The following is an 18,598-nucleotide window of genomic DNA, read 5'->3' as shown; positions in this document are numbered from 1 at the left end:
GTATCCCAACAATAACTTATGGCTATCAGCGTCGTAATGCCCGCACTCGAGATGGCGCAGGAGACAGGAAAGCTCGTCTCCTGGCTCAAGAAGGAAGGCGACAAGGTCTCGAAGGGGGACTTGTTGCTTGAAATCGAAACCGATAAAGCCGTGATGGAAGTTGAGGCTACTGCCGACGGTGTACTTGGCGGAATCACCGGCGAAGTAGGGACCGACATTCCAGTCGGCCAGACTATTGCATGGATTCTGAAGCCCGGAGAAGAGGTGCCGGCGGAGGCAAAACCTCACACGCCGGCGGTCGCTCCAGTTGTAGGAGCCCCCGTTAGCTCCGACGAGACTTCTCGGCAGCCGGTGACTTCCAACTCCGCCGCACGAGTCTCTCCGAAGGCACGCCGGCTTGCGAAAGACAACGACATCGATCTCAACTCCGTGCAGGGTTCAGGCGAAGGCGGGGAGATTCTTGCCTCGGACATACAGGCACTCATCGACGGCGGTCCTAAGAACGCTCCCGCTCCTGCGGTTCAACACGAATCACTCTCTTCGATCGGCCGCCTGATGGCAGAGCGAACGGTGCAGAGCTGGACCACAGTCCCGCACTTCTTCCTGCAGCGAGACGTAGATGCAACCGCGTTGAACTCACTGCGTGCCGCTCTCGGACCTGAAGTCGAGCGATCCTCTGGAGTAAAGCTCACGCATACCGACATTCTTGTCGCGCTCGTGGCTCGCGCCCTGGCCCGGCATCCGCGCGTCAATGCCAGTTGGATCGATAACGGAGTTCGCCTCAACCCTGACGTGAACGTCTCCATCGCGATGGCCGTCGAGGACGGTGTCGTTGCACCTGTGGTCCACAACGCAAACACTGCGACGCTGGGTGAGATCGCCAAACAACGTCGCGAATTGACGGACCGAGCAAAAGCCGGACGCCTCCGTCCCACAGACTTCGCAGGCGGGACCTTCACGGTCAGCAATCTGGGGATGTTCCACATCGACTCCTTTTGCGCCATCATCACTCCACCACAGGCTGCAATCCTGGCCGTGGGTCAAATCGTCGAAAGAGCAGTCGCCGTCGATGGAGTCATCGTTGTACGGCCAATCTTCAGCCTGACGATCTCCTGCGACCATCGTGTGTTGGACGGGGCAAAGGCTGCTACTTTCCTGCACGACCTTGCTGAGTCGATCCGTGAACCCGACCTTTGGCTTAAGTAGTGCCTCTGACATTGAGAGGCGCGCAACCCAGGCATGGACTTTCCCGGGCGACGTAGGATGAGGCATAAAAAATGGAAAGCGTCGGTATAGAGCAGCTCCCTGTAAGTACAGGGACTGAATCGAAGGGTAAAACCCCTTTTTATTTTACTTTCTGGTTCCAGGTTCTCGTAGCAGTTGCGTTGGCGATTTGCCTAGGCTACTTCAGTCCTGCTCGCGCCATCGCCATGAAGCCGCTTGGGGACGGCTTCATCCGCCTGATCACGATGATCATCACGCCGATCATCTTCTGCACCGTTGTCTCGGGCATAGCGGGCATGCAGGACTTGAGGAAGGTTGGCCGCGTTGGCGGCAAGGCGCTGCTCTATTTCGAGGTCGTGTCGACAATCGCGCTGTTGATCGGGCTGGTAGTGGGCAATGTGGTGCATCCAGGGGGCGACTTCCGCGTCGATCCAGCCTCTCTCGACGCCAAGGCCGTCTCGAGCTATGTGGGCCAGACCAAAGCCATGGGCGTCACCGATTTCCTGATGCATATCATCCCAACCACAGTGGTCGACGCCTTCGCCAAGGGAGACATTCTGCAGGTGCTGCTGGTCGCCCTGCTCTTCGGCTTTGCCCTGTCCTCGCTGGGGCAGCGCGCGACCCCCCTGCTGGCGCTGCTCAACACGGTGACGCAGGCGGTCTTCGCCGTCGTCAACATCCTCGTGCGCCTCGCTCCGATCGGCGCTTTTGGTGCGATGGCCTTCACGGTAGGCAAGTACGGCATCGCCTCGCTCGGGCCGTTGCTCAAACTGATCGCGACGTTTTATCTCACCTCCATCTTCTTCGTCGTCGTTGTGCTCGGCGGCATTGCGCTGGTCGCGGGCTTTAACATCTTCAGGTTCTTGATCTATATCAAAGAAGAGATTCTCCTGGTGCTCTCGGTCGTCTCCTCCGAAGCTGCCATGCCTACGCTAATGGAGAAGCTCGAGGCGGTAGGCTGCTCCAAGGCGCTCGTGGGGCTCGTGGTGCCGACCGGTTACATCTTCAACACGGACGGCACCGCGCTTTACATGACCCTCGCCGCTCTATTCGTCGCACAGGCTACTGGAACCCACCTCACGCTCGCGCAGCAGCTCACCATCTTTGCCGTTGCCATCCTCACCTCAAAGGGCGCAAGCGGTGTGCAGGGAGCATCCTTCATCGCCCTGGTCGCCACCTTGTCCGTCGTGCCGACGATTCCCGTGGCTGGCATGGCGCTCATCCTCGGCATCGACCGTTTCATGGCGATGTTCCGCGCAGTGGTCAACATGATCGGCAGCGGTGTGGCAACTCTCGTCATCGCGCGCTGGGAAAACGAAGTCGACGCTGCCACGTTGGGCAGCCGCATGTAGTGCAACATTCTTTTTTTGGAGGAACCATGGCTCACGCAGTAATCAAGCTTGAAGAAGACAACTTCTCCATTCCCGAAGGTTATCGCCGACATGCCAGGGGCTACTCGCGAGTCCCGTTCATCGACCATTCGACCTCTGCGGCGGCCGTCCACATGGCCCATCAAATCGTCCAACTTGAACCCGGCGGCTATCTCGAGCAGTGCGTGCTCGCCTATGAGAAAAGCCTTTACGTGTTGGAAGGTGAGTTGGACTTGATGATGGATGGCCGGACCTACCGCATGGGGCCTGGCGACTACGCCCTGATTCTAGTAGGCTCGGCACATGCGTTGAGATCAAACAGCGGCACACGCGCGCGCTGGATGGAAATGATTGCTCCACAGCCTCTGGCCAAGGCCGTAGGGCAGGATACCTTTTTCGTTGGCGACTTCGATTGGCCCGAGAAGGTCGCACGCTTCGATAAAGGCGACGCTCGTACACGTTTTGTGGGGCACTTTGAAGATGCTCAGCTGCCGCCGCCCGGCAACCTGCAGATGGATGGATACACCGGAGACGGTGCGCGTCTGATCAGCCAAAAGATGATGGTCGATCGCAACTTTGGATCGGCCCATATGACAATGTTCGTCGTGGAGTTTGCCGAAGGCGGTGGCGGCTCCCACCACACCCATCCCTTCGAGGAGTCTTACTACTTTGTTTCGGGCATGGCCGATTGTGTATTTGAAGGCAAAGAGTACATCGTAGAGCCCGGAACGTTATGCTGGACCGGAGTCGGTGCGAAGCACGCAATCTACACGCGAGGATCAGAGCCACTCCGGTTCATTGAGACACAGACGCCTCAACCTCCAGCGCGCCAGGCCTTCCGGTTCGATTCTGAGTGGCGCAAAATGCGTGAGAGGTATCCGGACTAACAGGTGCCATCTATGACGGATGATTGTGACGGATGATTGTTCTCTAGTGATGGGCGTGGCCAGCGAGACCAGGCCCATCACTGAGGAGCGTCAGGCCGTCGGACTCTCCAGTATCTGAGCCAGCGCATGCAGCCTCTTGGCATCCTCCGGGTTCTTTGCGTCAGACGCGCTCGTCTCAACAGACGACGCCATCCCATGCAGCTTTGCCAGATCCTTCTTGCCAAGGTGTGACCTCTGCGTCCGCACAATCGCCTTGTTCAAATCAGCAATCCGCGCTGACGACAGCGCCTGCGAACGCCCCAGCTGATCGAGATACGCTCGCGCCACTGTTAGTTGAGCCGGCCACGCAACCTTCTGCTGGTTCTGCACGTTCAGCTCGCTGACCTTCACGAGGCTGGCCGCATCGATCTCATTCTTTGTCAGAAATTTGCTCGGGACCAGCTTGAACACATCCAGTCCCCGCGCGATCTCCGATCCATAGATGTAGCCGTTGTACCAATACGCAGACCAGTCTCCTCCCAAGACCAGCGCCTTGGCATCGACGGGCCCGCGATCGAAGTAAGCGATCTCGTAGGGATGCGCCGCGTCGGTAAAGTCCATCACCGAAATACCGCCCTGATACCAGGCCTGAACCTCGATATCACGCCCGGGAACCGGGATCAGTGAGCCGTTGTGAGCGACGCAGTTTTCGGTCTCCGTCTGTGCGGCCGGCATCTTGTAGTAGCTCGCGAACGACAGCTTGTCGTCCTTCAGATTGAAGATCGCATCAGCTCCCCATTTGTTGGGGTCCGTCGGACGGCAGCGTGGCTGCAGACCACCACCCCACTCGTCGGTGAAGACCACCTTTGTTCCGTCGTTCGAGAACGACGCCGAGTGCCAATACGAGTAGTTCGGATCATTCACCGCATCCACGCGCTTCGGATGCACAGGGTCCTTGATGTCGAGCAGGATGCCATTGCCAGAGCACGCCCCAGCCGCCAGTCCCACGGCCGAATACACCGTGATGTCGTGGCACTGGTTGGTGTCCGCAGGCTTCTCAGCCTTCTGATCGTGGCTTCCGCCATTGTTCAAGCCATTCAGAGCGCCCGTGCGCGGATCGATAAACACTCGCGGACTTGAAACCACCTTAGCCTGCTGCGGCGCGGCAAGCGGCACCTTGATCACGTCGATCCGAAACAGCGAAGTGTTCGGATCCTTGTCCGGCTTCTCCTCCCCCGAGCAGCCCGCAAGCTCTTCACTCTGCCGCACAAACGACGTTCCCGAAACATAGATGTAGACGTTGTCCTTATCGTTCGGGTCCACCACCAGCGTATGCGTGTGCGATCCGCGGCAGGTCTGCACCGCCGCCACCTGCTTCGGGTTCTTGATGTCAGAGATATCGAAGACTCTCACGCCGCGAAAACGATCGGGGCTCGCCGTCGGAATCCGGTGGTCCTTCTCATGCCCCGGCGCTGGTGGAGGCAGGGGGGGAAATCCCTGCACTCCGCAGTCCAGCCGTCCATTCGGCATCTCCACCGACATGAACAGCAGATTCCCGTACACCGAAACATCGCCCTGCCCGCCCGGACACACCAGCGTGGTAATCAGCGACACCTTCGCCGGGTTCGAGATGTCATAGAAGCTAACGCCATAGAAGTTGCCCTGGAACAGATGCGTTCCCTGAAACGCAAAATCGGAGTTTGCGAAGGCAAGCTGCGCAATCACCAGTTGCATGGGCTTCGGAATCTTATCCCTGTTACCCACCCCTATCAGGTCCAGACTCTTCTGAACCGCAGGATCGTCCGGATTCGTCGACGACAGTTGAAACGCATTCGGCTTCTTCAAGAACGCGACGTGCTCCATCCCCATCGCAGTCTCACCCGCGTCATACAGTCCCGCCTTCAACCCCACGCGGGGATCGTTCATCGTCGACCCCGTCATACCAGGCGGCAGCGGCACAGCCGGTTTCGGCGTAAACGGATTGTCATCTTCCTCGGGAGCCGCCTTCGCAGCCGGAGCAGCCGGAGCCTGCGCCCGCAAAGCTCCCCAACTGGAACACACCAAAGCCGCGCCAAAGGCCACACCGGCCAAACGAAATGCGAGAGACTGCATACGGTTCATCGTTTCTCCTTCAACATATCCTGCATAATTCCAATCTCGGCCCGTTGCGAGTTGTCTGCGTCCGTGGCAAAGTCGAACAGGTCCGCATCTTGCCCTGCACCAGGTGTATCGAACAGCTGCTTGACCATCACCAGCGCGCCATTGTGATGCTGAATCATTCCCGTCAAAAACAGCCGGTCAAACTCAGCGCCATTGGCCTGCCGCAACGCCTCCATCTGCTTCGACGTCAGCATCCCCGGCATGGCCGGCATCGGACCGCCGCTCCGATCCATATCCGGCATCCCCGGCATGGACATCGACATAGCCTCCCCGCGAGCCCTCAACCACCGCTTCATAAACTTCATCTCATCCGCCTGCGAAAGGCCGATGCGCGCCCCCAGCGAGCGAATCTCTTTATTCTCCGTGTGCGACGGAATCAGGTCCGTCATCACGACCGCCTGCCCATGATGCATGATCATGCCCTGCATGAACTCAACATCAGCCTGCGATCTTCGCGGAGCCGTCGCGGTGGTAGAGGACGGCAGCCGCCTGCTCGGAGTTCCCGGCGCGCCAGGCTGCACCACCACCGGAGCCGAACTCGGCTGTGCCTGTTGAGCATGAACCGCAGCAGACGACACGCAGCAAAGCGCCACAGCCGAGAGCCATCCACCGAACGCCACAAATGTGGTCGCCATAGTCCGCGGTCTGCGGCCGCGACCAATAGAGTCGAAGTTCAATCTTCCCATCGCGCCGGGCATATTTCGTTCTCCCACGGTATCATGGCGGCTGCGAGTCGCAAGAGAGAAAGCCACTCTCCAAAGCTCGATGGAGAGCGTGCGAATGCTGGTCCAGAGTAGCCGTCACAAGCGGATCCCCCTCGCGACTTCCAGCAAAAGAGGAGTGTCACCCCCATGAAGATTCTCCCGATCCAAACACGCTTCTTCTGTAATCTCGCCGTATTCGCAGCCTCCCTTCTAACGCCGGCTCACGCGCAGCCCACTCCGTCGCACCCAGCAGAGCAGCATCTGCGCAGCCGTCTCTTCCTCTACGACCTGCGCACCGGCTCCTCGCATCTGGTCTACACGGCCGACTCCATCTGGGAGGCGCCGAACTGGTCCCCCGACGGCAAGTACCTCATCGCCAACTCCGACGGTGCCATCTACAAGCTCGTCCTCAAACAAGACGGCACAGCCGAGCCCGCAAAGCTGGCCATCCCCGCCGACTATGAGTGCAACAACGACAAGGCCATCTCGCCCGACGGCACAAAGCTCGCCTTCTCAGCCACCGTCCCGCCGCAAAAAGGCTCGCAGGTCTTCCTGGCCAACGCCGACGGCAACAACGCAAAGCTCATGACGCCCGACTCCCCCAGCTACTTCCACGGCTGGTCGCCCGACAACAGCACGCTCGCCTTCGTGGCCCAGCGCAACGGCAGCGGCCAATTCGACATCTACGGCATGCCCGCCGCCGGTGGCCCCGAGAAGCAACTCACCTCCAACCCCCACCACGACGACGGCCCTGACTACTCACCGGACGGCAAGTGGATCTACATCAACTCCGACCGCTCCGGCAAAGAGGCCATCTGGCGCTTCCCTGCCGAAGGCGCAGGCCACAACGATGAGAAGGCCGAGATGGTCGTCAGCGACGGACTCGAAGACTGGTTCCCCCACATCTCACCCGACGGCAAAAAGATGGTGTACATCGGCTATCCCGCCGGCACGCCCAACCACAACCCGCGCAACGTCTCCATCGAACTAAAGCTGGTAGCAATCGACCACGGCAAAGTAGCGCCCACTCAGAAGAAACTCATCCAGGCCACCGGCGGCCAGGGAACAATGAACGTCAACTCCTGGTCCCCCGACTCCACCCGCTTCGCCTACGTCACCTATGAGGTTTTACAATGACCTCACGCTCAGAGGATCGCACTGCCGGTCGATAGATCGGCTCCTCGGAATGTGGAAGGTATCGGTCATTCTGAGTACAGAATTGACGGGGGTGCGGGAAGCGAGCAGAATCAGAAACATCGCGCGAAAAAAAGTGAGAGCCAGTGAAACGACTGTCTCAGTGGGGCCCCAATTCTTCACACAGGAGATCAATGGCCATGGCCCACATCTCGCTTCTCCCGCTTGCTGTAACTGCGACACTCTTAGTTGTCGCACCTGCGGTTCAGACTCAGACCCGACCGAATATCCAGCCAACGCCTCAGACTCCGCAAGGAGTCGAGGTCCAGCTATCCCCTGCGAAGACTCCTCTCGTCTTCGAGCCCAATCGCGGCCAAGCGGCTTCGGACTTCCAATGGATCGGCCGTGGTGCCGGATTCAGGCTCGGAATAACTTCCGATGGCGCCACACTTGAGTTTGGGGAGCATGCAGCCGCGAAGCCTGCAAGATCGCTCTTTCCGAGTGTGTCTCAACTAAGGAAGCTCCAGACTAAACCAAAAAGCGCACAAAGCACCCTTGTGAAACTGCACCTCTCGGGTAGCAGCGGCTGGAAGCCTATGGGTACAAAGCCAACTGGCGGGATCAGCAACTATTTCATCGGAAAGATGCCGGCAGGTTGGCACACTGATATCCCTCAGTACGAACAGGTCAACGTTCCGAGTGTTTATAAAGACGTTGATCTCATCTTCCATGGCGATGAGAGCGTACTGGAATACGATTTTGTTCTCGCGCCCGGGGCCGATCCGAGGCAGATTCAACTCCAGTTCGAAGGCGCAGCAACTCTCGAGGTGGACAAAGCTAACGGCGACCTTGTGCTCGCTATGGCGAACAATACTGAGCTTCGTCATGCCCAGCCCAAGATCTATCAGGAGGTCGGTGGGAAGAGAGTGCCCGTCAAGGGGGGATTTCGAATTCTGAAGGGAGATACTGCAGGATTCACCATCGAAAAATATGATCCGAAGCAACCACTTGTGATCGACCCGACAATCTCCTTTGTCACATTCCTCGGAGGGTCCGACACCGATACCGCGAGTGCAGTGGCTGTCGATGGTCTAGGCGACACCTATGTTACTGGACAGACTTATTCGAGTAATTTCAACGTCGTTGGAGGCATCATCCAGGGCAGCAGGTCCGGCGACTCAGACGCATTTGTAACAAAACTTGGCACACACGGCAACATCCTCTTTTCGACCTATCTCGGCGGTGGCGACAACGACGCAGGGAATGGAATCGCAGTCGATGCCAGCGGTGTTTACATTGGCGGCCAAACCCGCTCGGATAACTTTCCCGTCAGGCAGCCCTTGCAATTTGAAAAAAAGGGTGACGCTACCGTCTTTGTTACCAAGCTATCGCCGTCGGGCAACCGGCTCGTGTACTCGACCTACCTCGGCGGCTCCAACGGCGAGAACGGCGGAGCGATCGCCATTGATGCATCTCAATCGGCCTATGTGGCGGGATTTACCACGTCGACGGACTTTCCAGTTGTGAACGGCTATGAATACTACCCCGGCGGCGCCGTCAGCGGCTTTGTCTCTAAGATCGCGCCCAACGGCGCATCGCTCGTGTACTCCACTTACCTGGGCGGGTCGGACGTCGATTCCATATCCGCCATCGTAGTCGACAGCTCGCTTTCAGCTTATGTGACTGGCGAATCCGTCTCGCATGACTTTCCCTACGCCGGTTACCAGTCGACCATGTTCGGAGGATCGCCTTCGGCATTTCTTACCAAGCTAAGCCCGGCGGGCGACTCGCTCCTATACTCAACATCCCTCAGCCTGGAGACAACCATCGGTACTGGCGTGTCCCTGGATTCTGCCGGGAACGCCTACGTAGCCGGAACGTTTTGCTCACCGTGTTCGGAGTCGGCCGATTTTGCCTTCGTAGCCAAGGCCTCGCCGGAAGGAAAGCTTCTCTACCTCAAATATCTCTCAGGGACCGATGGCAGCTCCGACGGGCAGGCGATAGCAACGGATGCAGGGGGAGAGACCTGGGTCGTCGGCAACACATCCTCAACCACGTTCCCAGGCGGTCCCCCCATTACGCCAAACCCAACCGCGGGCTTTCTGGTGAAACTCGACAAAGATGGAAATGGCCCTCTCTACACGGTCTTCCTCGGGGCACAAATTAATGGAGTGGCGGTGGTCAAGCCCAAAGAACGAATTGTCGCGCTCCCCACGTATCCGGCAATTTACACGGCAGGCACCCGGTTTACTGGTGGGAAGGGCCTCTCGAACGAGGATGCGTTTGTGGTCAAGCTGGATGAAACTCCCGTTATTGTGAACGCACCTTAGACGTCCAAACTTCAAAGCAAAGAACTCCCGGAACCGGAGACCTCGAAAAATAATCCAGAATCCGTGGCGCATTTTTCGAGTCTGAAAAAGCGGCTGCTTAAACACCACGTTCACCACGCAAAACACCACAGAATGACCACCAGAACACCACGTTTTGGCACCCGTTTTTGCCAAAACCCCCAGCAAAAACGAGGAAACACTACGCTCAAAAAATTGCCGCAACAAGCTTCCCTCTTCCAGCTGTCTTTCCCCACCCGGCGAAATGACGGCGGAGGAGGTGGGCCCTTCCCTGCTCCGAGCCCTACTGACCTGACTTGCGATTCATGATGTCAGGGAAAGAAGATTTGCAAAGAACCTGGTCAAAACAGTGGCCTGGCATCTCGTTCGTTGATATATCTTCCAAGTGCCCGTCTCCCGCGAATTAGGCGCGATTTTGTGGCAGCCACAGAAATTCCCACTTTCTGCGCAATCTCCTCGATTGACCCGTCGGACGATAGGCTAATCTCGAGCACCTCGCGGAGTGCCGGACGGAGACGCGTGACGGCCCCTCTCAAACGTACCGCCCTGTCGCGCTCGAGGTAGTGCAGTTCAACATCTTTTGCCGGATCAGGAATATTTAGAGGAACCCGCGCGTCGTCGTCGAGGTGTGCCTCTATTGATGTCTCGTTGCGTCGTCGTTTCTGCCGCAGGATCATGAGCGCAGAGTTAATTGCTATTCGAGTCAACCATGTAGAAAATTTCGACCTCCCATCAAACGTTTTGAGATGAACGAAGGCCTGAAGAGTCGCGTTTTGACACGCATCTTCTGCGTCTTCATGATTCTTCGTGATTCGATAGACCGTGGTGAAGACGCGTCTCGAGTGGCGGTTACAAACTTCCACGAACGCGATGTGAACCCCTTGCTTTGCAGCAGCGACGAGACTTTCATCGCTTGCAGAGTGTAGTACGCATTTTGGAGTTTGATCCTGCTCCGAAACGGCGTCAACACTCACTCGATTACTATCGAAAAACAATTGGCTCTCCGGTGTTTCCATCTAGTTATCGGTCGGGCGAGTCGCGAATTAGCGTTTCTTATGGGTGTTTTGCAGACTAGTCGGATACAAAAAAAAATAATCGACCTGTTAGTTAAGATCAATTATTTCTTTCTCATCCCAGCCATGTTTCAACTTATTCGAGCAGGACCTACGACGGAAGTGAGGAAAGGTGAGCTAGCCGTGAGGGTGACCTGAAGGTTTTCGGAACATCGGTTTGAGGAGGCGTGAGTTCGACAGCACGTTAGTCATGGGCACGACTTTTCGTTCTTGGGCGAAGATCACATCATGATGAAAACAATCCAACAAACAGTGCTCTCGAGATGCACCTATAAAGACGCACTCTCTTTCGCTTCACTTCGAAAGGAACCGAAGGAGACACCCTGGCACAGAGTCTTGAAGCTCGTCCTGTCAACCGCACCGTTGTGGCTGGCCCATGAATGAGGTATCTGTCATTCCGGCCGCTCTCCCAGAAGACGCCGGATGTTGTTCCGGGCGAGCGACAAGTTCAGTTGAGAATTGAGCACATTCATACGTGTGGAGGTCAACGTTGCATGGGCTGTTGCCACTCCAGAGGCGAGTTGAGCATCAACCTTTGCTCGCTCGCTTTGAATGCGGAAGCTCTCTTCACGAGCCTCGAGAGCTTGAGTTGTCACTCCTACCAGTTGTTCAAGCTGTTCTGCTTTGTCATAGGCGGACGACAACTCAATGCTTACATCTGCCTCGGTCTGCTTCAATTGAGTCTGCGCCATCGTGAGCTTGATACGTGCGTCCTGGAGCTTGGCTTCGCGCTCGCCACCGTCGAACAAGGTGTAAGTGAAGCTGGCTCCAAAGGTTCCAAAGTTATGAACCAGAAAAGGCAGGCCACTCTGGTAGCTGTAGCGAGCTACTCCTGTTAGATCGGGGATGTATTCGTCTCGCGCCGCGGCGACACCAGCCTTCGCTTTGTCTACCGTCTGCGTGGCCGACAATATCGCAGGGCTTTTGTTGAGCAAAAGTGCAATTGCCTCAGCACGCGTGGGAAGCACTGAGGAAACGCCGAGTGAGTCTGGGTCCAGGATAAGGTGAGTGCCAAGCGGCAAGCCAAGCGCGTCGTCGAGTTGCAACGTAAGATCGTCAAGGTTGAGCCGCGAGACGAGAGCAGTTTGCTGTTTATCGAGTAAGTCTGCGCGACTCGATAGCTCGGAGTCGGCCAGGAGCTTCCCCTCATCGACACCCCGCTTTGTCTCATGCTCTACCAATGTTGCGGCGTCGACGGCGTCTTTTGCGGCCGTCCCACGTAACTGCTCAATAAGAATGCCGTAATAAAGCTTGTGGACAAGAAGGGCGACGCCATTCTCGGCGTCATCAGACTGAATGTGCGCCGAGTTAAGATCGGCCTCAGCGGCCTTTACGCCCGCGCGGATTTTGAAGATTTGCGTTATGGGTTGGGCGAGTTCGGTCCCACTCGTATAGCTTGTGGCACCGCCCTGGCCAATAATGAGAGTCTCTGCAGGCAAGACGCCCGCAGGTGTCTCTCCGACGGCTCCGGCAGGAATTCTTACTCCCTCAAGTTCTGTAATGTGTAGGACCGCAGACTGGTTCTTGATGATTGGATAAAAGTGCGACTCGGCCACTTTCTTCTGCGCTTCGCTATCGGTCACCGACAGATGGGCCAGCATAATGTGGCGGTTGTGCGCTAGCGCCATCTCGACTGCGCCAGGGAGCGTAAGGTGCACGCTGGTGGCGTTGGGCAAATCCACTGCAGCGGCAGCAGCGTTAGACTGCTGAGCGAGAAGCAATAGCGGCGAGACGAGCACAACCGGCACCACGGAGGCCGCCACCAGTAGTCTCTTACCTATGCGGCATGTTGCTCCACGCAAAGATGTCTTTTTTTTCACCATTCCAATAGTCCTCTGAAGCAGACTTTCTATGAAGCAGGTTTGGCCGAAGTGGCAATGATTTGGCGGAAGCCAACCTTCAGCCCGTGTAGACACGCGATGATCAAGAGACTGGCTGTTGCGACACAGGCAATGAGGGTGAAGGCGTCCATGATCGACAGGGTGAAAGCCTGCTGGCGAATGCTTCCCCCAAACAAAGTGGCGGCCCGGCCCAAAGCGATATCCTGAGTCGCCGACTGCGCATGCATTCCAGATGTCAGTATGTGGGCGCGTTCGATAACAGGAGTTGAACCTCCCTGAATGTCAGCTGACAGTAGATCCCCATGAAAGACCTGTCTGCTATGGAGGAAAAACTGGATAAATGTGGCGCCGAGTTCTCCGCCAAAGAGTCGTATGGTCTGAAAGAAGCCGCTGAAGCTGAGAACATCAGGTCCTTTATTCATGGAGCCTGAGTTGATAAGGTCGAGTACGATGGTGCCTACCATCCCGTTGAATGCGAAGCCCTCTCCCATTGCCAGCACAATTTGGCTGAGGTCGAAGCTGTTTCCGGCCCAGACAGAAGTAATATGCGAATCCATTAGAGCGGCAATGGCAACCGTGGCGAACCCCGCCGCCATGATGAGACGCGAGTCGACTCGCCCGAGCAGGTAGATTGCGAGAAGGCCGGCGAGAAACTCGGGAATCGCCAGCCAGAGGAGCACAGGACCGACCTGCTCGGGCCTGTATCCACGGATTGCTGTGAGATAACTGGGGACTAGCACCACCCCGGATAACAGCACAAAGCGGAAGATCATGATGATGAAGGCAAGCAGAACGGTGTTTCTCCGCCGCAGGAAGGGAAAATTGATCAGGGGATTCGGCTTGCTGAAGTGCCGGACAGCTGCTGCCAAGATGAGGAAGGAACCAGACACGACCATCGCAACAAAGGTTCCGGAACGCCACCAGTCGAGTCGCTGTCCCTGGTCCATCGCCCCGTAGAGCAGGGCTGCTCCGAGGCTGAAGAATAGGAAGCCACGCCAGCTTGGCGAAGGCTGTCCCGGCGTTGGCTTCGGCATCGGCTGCGGTGGAATGCCGAAGACAACCAAGGCGATCATGATGGGTGTGAGCAGCGCAATCGTCCAGAAGATCCAGTGCCACGAGAGGGCTTCCATCAGCCACCCTTCGTAGGAATGCGCCATATGGGTCGTAATGACGATGTCCGCCGCATAGGCGGCAATTCCCAGGTGCAGATAGCTTTGGGGGAGATTACGCAGAATGAACGACAGTGTGAGGGGATAAAATGTCCCGGCTGTCATCCCAGCCGCCGCCAGCAAAAACAACAGTACGGAGAGATGTCCGGCAAATGGCATCACGATACACAACAGGGTGAAGATCGTCGCGGAGACAAGCAGGACGCGCCTCGGCCCGAGCAGGCCGCCGAGGTAGACAGAGAAGGGGCCGATGAACATTAGACCCATGTTGTAAGTAGTGCCGATCCATGAAGCTGAGTCGAAGTCGAGCCGCAGTGCTCCGCGAAGATCAGGCGCGCCGACGCTCAAAAGCCTTCCGAAAAAGGTAGCCAGCGAGGCACCCAACAACACGCCCAGGATCCCCAGAATAGGTCTGATGCGTTGGACAGATTCGGTTTGTGGATCTGTCGTCATGTCTTCCGTTAGTGGGCTGTCCCCGGCTGAGTCGCTTGTGTTGTTTCCTGCGAATCGGTGTGAACCGTGACCTCCGCAGACAGTCCCGGACGGAGGATGTCTTCGGAGGGCTTCCCATCGAAGAGGATCTTGACCGGAACCCGCTGAATGACCTTCGTAAAATTGCCTGTAGCATTATCGGGCGGTAAGAGTGCTGTCGCCGACCCACTCGCAGGAGCTATCTCGCTCACGTGGCCGTGAAGAACCTGAGAGGGATAGGCGTCTATCTTGATGTCCGCGGTATCGCCAATACGAACATGAGCAAGCTGCGTCTCGAGGAAGTTGGCCTCGACCCAGGCGCCGTCTTGAACGAAATCGATAACCTGGACGCCTGCTCCGACAAGCTGCCCCGGATGAACCTGCAGTCGACCGACTCGACCGTCGGCAGGCGCAGTAATCTTTGTGTAAGCAAGACTTACCTGTGCAATGGTTACGGCTGCCGTCTTCGCTGCGATCTGAGCCTGTAGTTCGGCGTCCTTTGCGTTAAGAGCTGTTCTCTGTTGGAGAGACCCGGCAAGCGCGGCGCGGCTGCTTGCTACTGTCGCCTTGGCGCGCACAAGATCGGCTCGACGGCTCTGCAAGGAAGCTTGAGCAGCGTCCCGGGCTTCCTGAACCTGCTCGAACAACTGGTGAGTCGCGGCCCGGCTGGCGAGCAACGTCTCCTGTCGCTGATATTCACTGACGGCCTGTGTGACCTGAGCCTGTGCGGCCTCGATCGCAGCTTGCGCCGCATCTGCAGCAGCCTGGGCCTGCTCAACGGACGCCTTCGCGGCGTCAATGTTCGCGTCAGCGGCGCGCTTTGCGTCCTGATTTGCGATAAGTTCGGCACGTGCGGCGCTAATAGCAGCCCGCGCCTCATCGACGCTCGCCTGATAATCCGAGTTGTCCAATTCAACGATTGGCTGTCCAGCTTTGACCATCTGATAGTCCTGCACGCCCACTCGCTGCACGGTCCCACTAACGCGTGTGCTGAGAGGAATCTGATCGCCTGTCACGTACGCATCGTTTGTTTTTTGAAGGACAGCATTGCTCTTCCAGAAGTCCCAATGACCTCGGATGGCAAAGATGAGAAAGATGGCTACAGCCAGTACCAATATCGGAATCGCAATAGACCACTTCTTCACAGCCGGACCTCATCAGGGAATCTCAAAACAGGCCACTCGCAAGAACAACTTCCGAAGCAAGAATCAATCAGATAGGAATTTTGTTCGAGAAGACCCATTTCGAGTGAAGCAGGCGATACAGCCCCTCGAAAGTGAGGGGAAGGTTAGATCACCGTGAGCAAGGCCATGACTCTACCATGCATTAAGCCTTCGCGGATCCCTAATTAGAGGGGGGTTTGGTGGCTAGAGAACTGCGCGGACAATAGACTGGTAGGTCGCCTCGTCGCGGACTCTATCGAATCGCGGATCTGCAGCGATCCAGGGCAGCTCTGCCTCTTTTGTATTGAACGATTCGCTTAGAAACTTTAACGATTTTGCAGGTTCGTTCAACGCTAAAGCCAAGCAAGCCTTACGAAAATAACTCAGAGATGACTGTTCCGTCAGCAAGCCGGAGCTCGCGGTGAGCGACAGCGCTTGATCCACCTCATTCGAAAGTGCAAAGATCTCCGCGATTGTGGCTAAGTAGAGCTGCACGGTTCCCACTCTGCGGCGAACTCCCTGTGCCAGTGAAACCGCGTCCTTCAACTCACCCATCTGTATCTCAGTGAACGCGCGAATCAGTGTGGCTTCGATCGGCAACGGACCATACTGCATCACTCTGGCGTAGTATTCCTTCGCTTCTCGATGCCAACGGCTGTAATAAAAGAAACGAGCTATGGACGACTTCTGTCGAGCAGAGAAGGGGTCCATCCCCTCCGCGATCTGAAAGTGCTTCCAGGATTCATCGAAGCGCGAATGAATCAGTAAGAATTGTGCAAACTGACGATGCGCTGCGTGCTGGTCTCCGAGCGATAGAGCTTTGTGAAAACTCTCTTCAGCAGCCTTCCACTTCCATTCCTGAGCGAGGATGCAGCCCAGCGTTGAATGCGCGTCAATGGCGTCAGGATCTATCGCAATGGCACGCTTGCAAGCCTCACCTCCTCGTGAGACAAATTCTTTTGAAGAGCGTGCTCCTCTCTGCGCTAAAGCCATATAACACTGAGCAATACCACAATGGAGTCGCCCATACTCCGGGGCTTCCAAGACTAGTTCCTCGAACTTTTTAAGAGAATCTGAAATCGTGACAACAGTACTCTCTTCGAGAAGGGACTCTGCCGCAAGAGCTTTCGAATAGAACTGATAGAGCGTTTGCGTTGGCGTTCCGAGATAACGACGGACGATAGACGCTCTGGGAGCGATGCGGCTAAGCAGGGCTGCGGCGACTGCATCGTGCAGCTTCAGCTCAGAGTCTTCATCCGTTGCAGCATCAAACCGCTGGGACCACAGTAACAAACCCTGAGCAGTTGAGACACGCGCAGAAACACGCAGCCGATTGTGTTCGCTTCGAACTGTTCCATCGAGGACGATCTGTGCCTCCAGTTCGCCGTTGCCCTGAAGGGAATCCAAATCTTGCGGGCGCGACCGGGTCGCCGTCTCCGAGACGACTCGAATGCCTGGAACCTGAACTAACCTGTGCAGCAAATCGTCAGTAATTCCAAACGCACATGCCGACGCGATGGGATCGTTCGCATGCGCCTGGAAGGCTGTCAGAGCAACCCGCACCCCATCGCCCTCTACCCAGAGTTCATCCGGTGTTCGTGCTGATACCTGAGACCGGCCATCCAAGCTCGCCCTCCAACGGATGACGGGAACATAGCTTCCGGTCCGCATAAAAATCACTACATCGTCAGATTTGCCCTCAGTCTCGTAGTACTCCTTCAGTTTGCTTCTGAGTCGCCGCGCCTCTGTCCTTACGATCGTGTCCTGGCCTGGATCGAAGTCAGCCTTTCGCCCATAGGCCTCGGTTCCAATGGTGTATTCCTTGAGGCTACCTTCGTGGCCGTTCAGTGTTTGCTCCACCACAAATCTTAGGAACTGGGAGAGGCGATTGGAACGCGTAAAGATCTCGCTGGCGAGCACGAGTGATAATGCGTTCAATGCGGCATGTGTGGGAACTGTATCCATTCGTCGGTGGGTCGAGGTATTTGTCATAGCAAAACGTGTCTGCTGGCTAGTCCCATTCTAAGGCGAGAGACGAACCTGACCTTGATTTGCCCCTCGCGCTCACCGCTAGCTCACTTCCGTCGGGAAGTCCTAAGGAATATTGTATGTTTCGATTCCAGCGGAGGTGCGCCGATGACCGAGAACTCCATTGGAGATGTTCTGGCACTCATACCTTCCGACATGCAGCGGAATATGCGGCATTTGGGGAACGCCGTTGTAGGACTGACAATTTGCGGCAACGCCGATGACTTCGCGCAACACACACGACAAAAGATCTACGCTGTTGCGCTCATACCGGCTAGCTTACCGACTCACGAGTGGTGGAACTTATGGGGATTGCTTTCTACTATGGCGCCGCAGCCGTCGATTCTCGTGTACACGCTGAGCAGCGACTTCCCGATGTGGTCCGGTGTGCTTGAGGCCGGAGGATTCGACGTTCTTGTCGCACCATTCACAGAAGCGAATTTGCGAAAAGCGGTCGAGTCGGCCACTAACTATTTCTATCAACGACTAACATATTGAACTCCGCGTAACCTTCCGAGGAAATCGCGACATACATCCGTGGCTAACAAAAGGCAATAGGTCGCAACTTTTGCAGGACTTATCTGGAGTTGAAGATCTCCTGGGCCCAGTTGGCCCCGGATCTGACCGTCTCGGGAAGAATCTTCGAATCACTCACCAGACCGCTACCGAATGGATAGGCCAGCGTACCGATAAGTACACCGAAAAGGTGGCCTAAAGACATGACCGCCATCGCAAAGAAGTATCGGTACCGAGACCCTCGCGAAGCTGGACCACAACTTCACCACATAAAGGACGCTTCATCGCCACGATGGATATATCACTTTCATCGTGAAGAGTGCAGATGATCCTGATCGGATGGAGCGGCGCTTCCGATTCGAGTGATGCGCTCGATACACGGTCCCAGAGTTTACTGCCGCCCTAGTGCGTAATTTCGTTCGTCTCCATCAACGCCGGATACGTTCGCTGATAGCTCTAGCGTTCTATGGGACTCCACTCCACAACACGCCGGAGGTCGACCAAGATGACAGCAAAAGCCCTGCGCTGGTT

13 protein-coding genes are annotated in these 18,598 nt (G+C 56.6%); 6 read left to right on the top strand and 7 right to left on the bottom strand.

Translation table 11 applies throughout. The annotated features are described in order from the left end of the window. The first annotated feature begins 18 nt into the window (after positions 1-18). From HDF10_RS08585 to HDF10_RS08575, 3 genes are all read left to right on the top strand, one after another. Entirely contained in the window at positions 19-1,206 is a 1,188-nt protein-coding gene (locus HDF10_RS08585) for a dihydrolipoamide acetyltransferase family protein (protein ID WP_183812431.1), read from the top strand. A gap of 71 nt (positions 1,207-1,277) precedes the next feature. Continuing rightward, on the top strand, positions 1,278-2,576 hold the full coding sequence (dctA, locus tag HDF10_RS08580) for a C4-dicarboxylate transporter DctA (protein WP_183812429.1): 1,299 nt from the start codon (positions 1,278-1,280) through the stop codon (positions 2,574-2,576). A gap of 26 nt (positions 2,577-2,602) precedes the next feature. After that, positions 2,603-3,481 (top strand): cupin domain-containing protein, encoded by an 879-nt coding sequence (locus HDF10_RS08575; RefSeq protein ID WP_183812427.1) that lies wholly within the window; start codon positions 2,603-2,605, stop codon positions 3,479-3,481. A gap of 90 nt (positions 3,482-3,571) precedes the next feature. Here HDF10_RS08575 and HDF10_RS08570 read toward each other — a convergent pair whose 3' ends face one another. Both HDF10_RS08570 and HDF10_RS08565 read right to left on the bottom strand, forming a co-directional pair. Further along, positions 3,572-5,581 (bottom strand): LVIVD repeat-containing protein, encoded by a 2,010-nt coding sequence (locus HDF10_RS08570; RefSeq protein WP_183812424.1) that lies wholly within the window; start codon positions 5,579-5,581, stop codon positions 3,572-3,574. Continuing rightward, the gene (locus HDF10_RS08565) at positions 5,578-6,255 is read right to left on the bottom strand and encodes a DUF305 domain-containing protein (protein ID WP_183812422.1); all 678 of its coding nucleotides are present in this window, start codon (positions 6,253-6,255) and stop codon (positions 5,578-5,580) included. Before HDF10_RS08565 ends, HDF10_RS08570 begins: the two co-directional genes overlap by 4 nt. Positions 6,256-6,471: 216 nt before the next feature. Here HDF10_RS08565 and HDF10_RS08560 point away from each other — a divergent pair, with 216 nt between their 5' ends. Next, positions 6,472-7,461: a TolB family protein gene (locus tag HDF10_RS08560; protein WP_183812420.1), complete on the top strand. Its 990-nt coding sequence runs from the start codon at positions 6,472-6,474 to the stop codon at positions 7,459-7,461. 191 nt (positions 7,462-7,652) lie between these two features. Further along, on the top strand, positions 7,653-9,788 hold the full coding sequence (locus HDF10_RS08555; protein WP_455685150.1) for a DUF7948 domain-containing protein: 2,136 nt from the start codon (positions 7,653-7,655) through the stop codon (positions 9,786-9,788). 359 nt (positions 9,789-10,147) lie between these two features. On the opposite strand, the gene HDF10_RS08550 is transcribed toward HDF10_RS08555, so the two are convergent. The 5 genes from HDF10_RS08550 to HDF10_RS08530 form a co-directional block, all read right to left on the bottom strand. Continuing rightward, a complete protein-coding gene (locus HDF10_RS08550) occupies positions 10,148-10,822 on the bottom strand; it encodes an RNA polymerase sigma factor (protein ID WP_183812416.1) in 675 nt (224 codons plus the stop codon). 449 nt (positions 10,823-11,271) lie between these two features. Further along, a complete protein-coding gene (locus HDF10_RS08545; protein ID WP_183812413.1) occupies positions 11,272-12,642 on the bottom strand; it encodes a TolC family protein in 1,371 nt (456 codons plus the stop codon). Between the two features lie 86 nt (positions 12,643-12,728). Then, positions 12,729-14,342, bottom strand: coding sequence for an MFS transporter (locus HDF10_RS08540; RefSeq protein ID WP_183812411.1), 1,614 nt, complete (start codon positions 14,340-14,342; stop codon positions 12,729-12,731). An 8-nt stretch (positions 14,343-14,350) separates the two neighbouring features. After that, a complete protein-coding gene (locus HDF10_RS08535) occupies positions 14,351-15,505 on the bottom strand; it encodes an HlyD family secretion protein (RefSeq protein WP_183812408.1) in 1,155 nt (384 codons plus the stop codon). A 222-nt stretch (positions 15,506-15,727) separates the two neighbouring features. Further along, entirely contained in the window at positions 15,728-17,515 is a 1,788-nt protein-coding gene (locus HDF10_RS08530) for a hypothetical protein (protein WP_183812406.1), read from the bottom strand. 144 nt (positions 17,516-17,659) lie between these two features. Here HDF10_RS08530 and HDF10_RS08525 point away from each other — a divergent pair, with 144 nt between their 5' ends. Then, positions 17,660-18,049, top strand: coding sequence for a response regulator (locus HDF10_RS08525; RefSeq protein ID WP_183812404.1), 390 nt, complete (start codon positions 17,660-17,662; stop codon positions 18,047-18,049). Positions 18,050-18,598 lie beyond the last annotated feature (549 nt).

It is taken from the genome of Tunturiibacter empetritectus (assembly GCF_014201375.1).
GTDB classification, from domain to species: domain Bacteria; phylum Acidobacteriota; class Terriglobia; order Terriglobales; family Acidobacteriaceae; genus Edaphobacter; species Edaphobacter lichenicola_D.
This window is presented reverse-complemented; position numbering and strand designations above follow the sequence as displayed.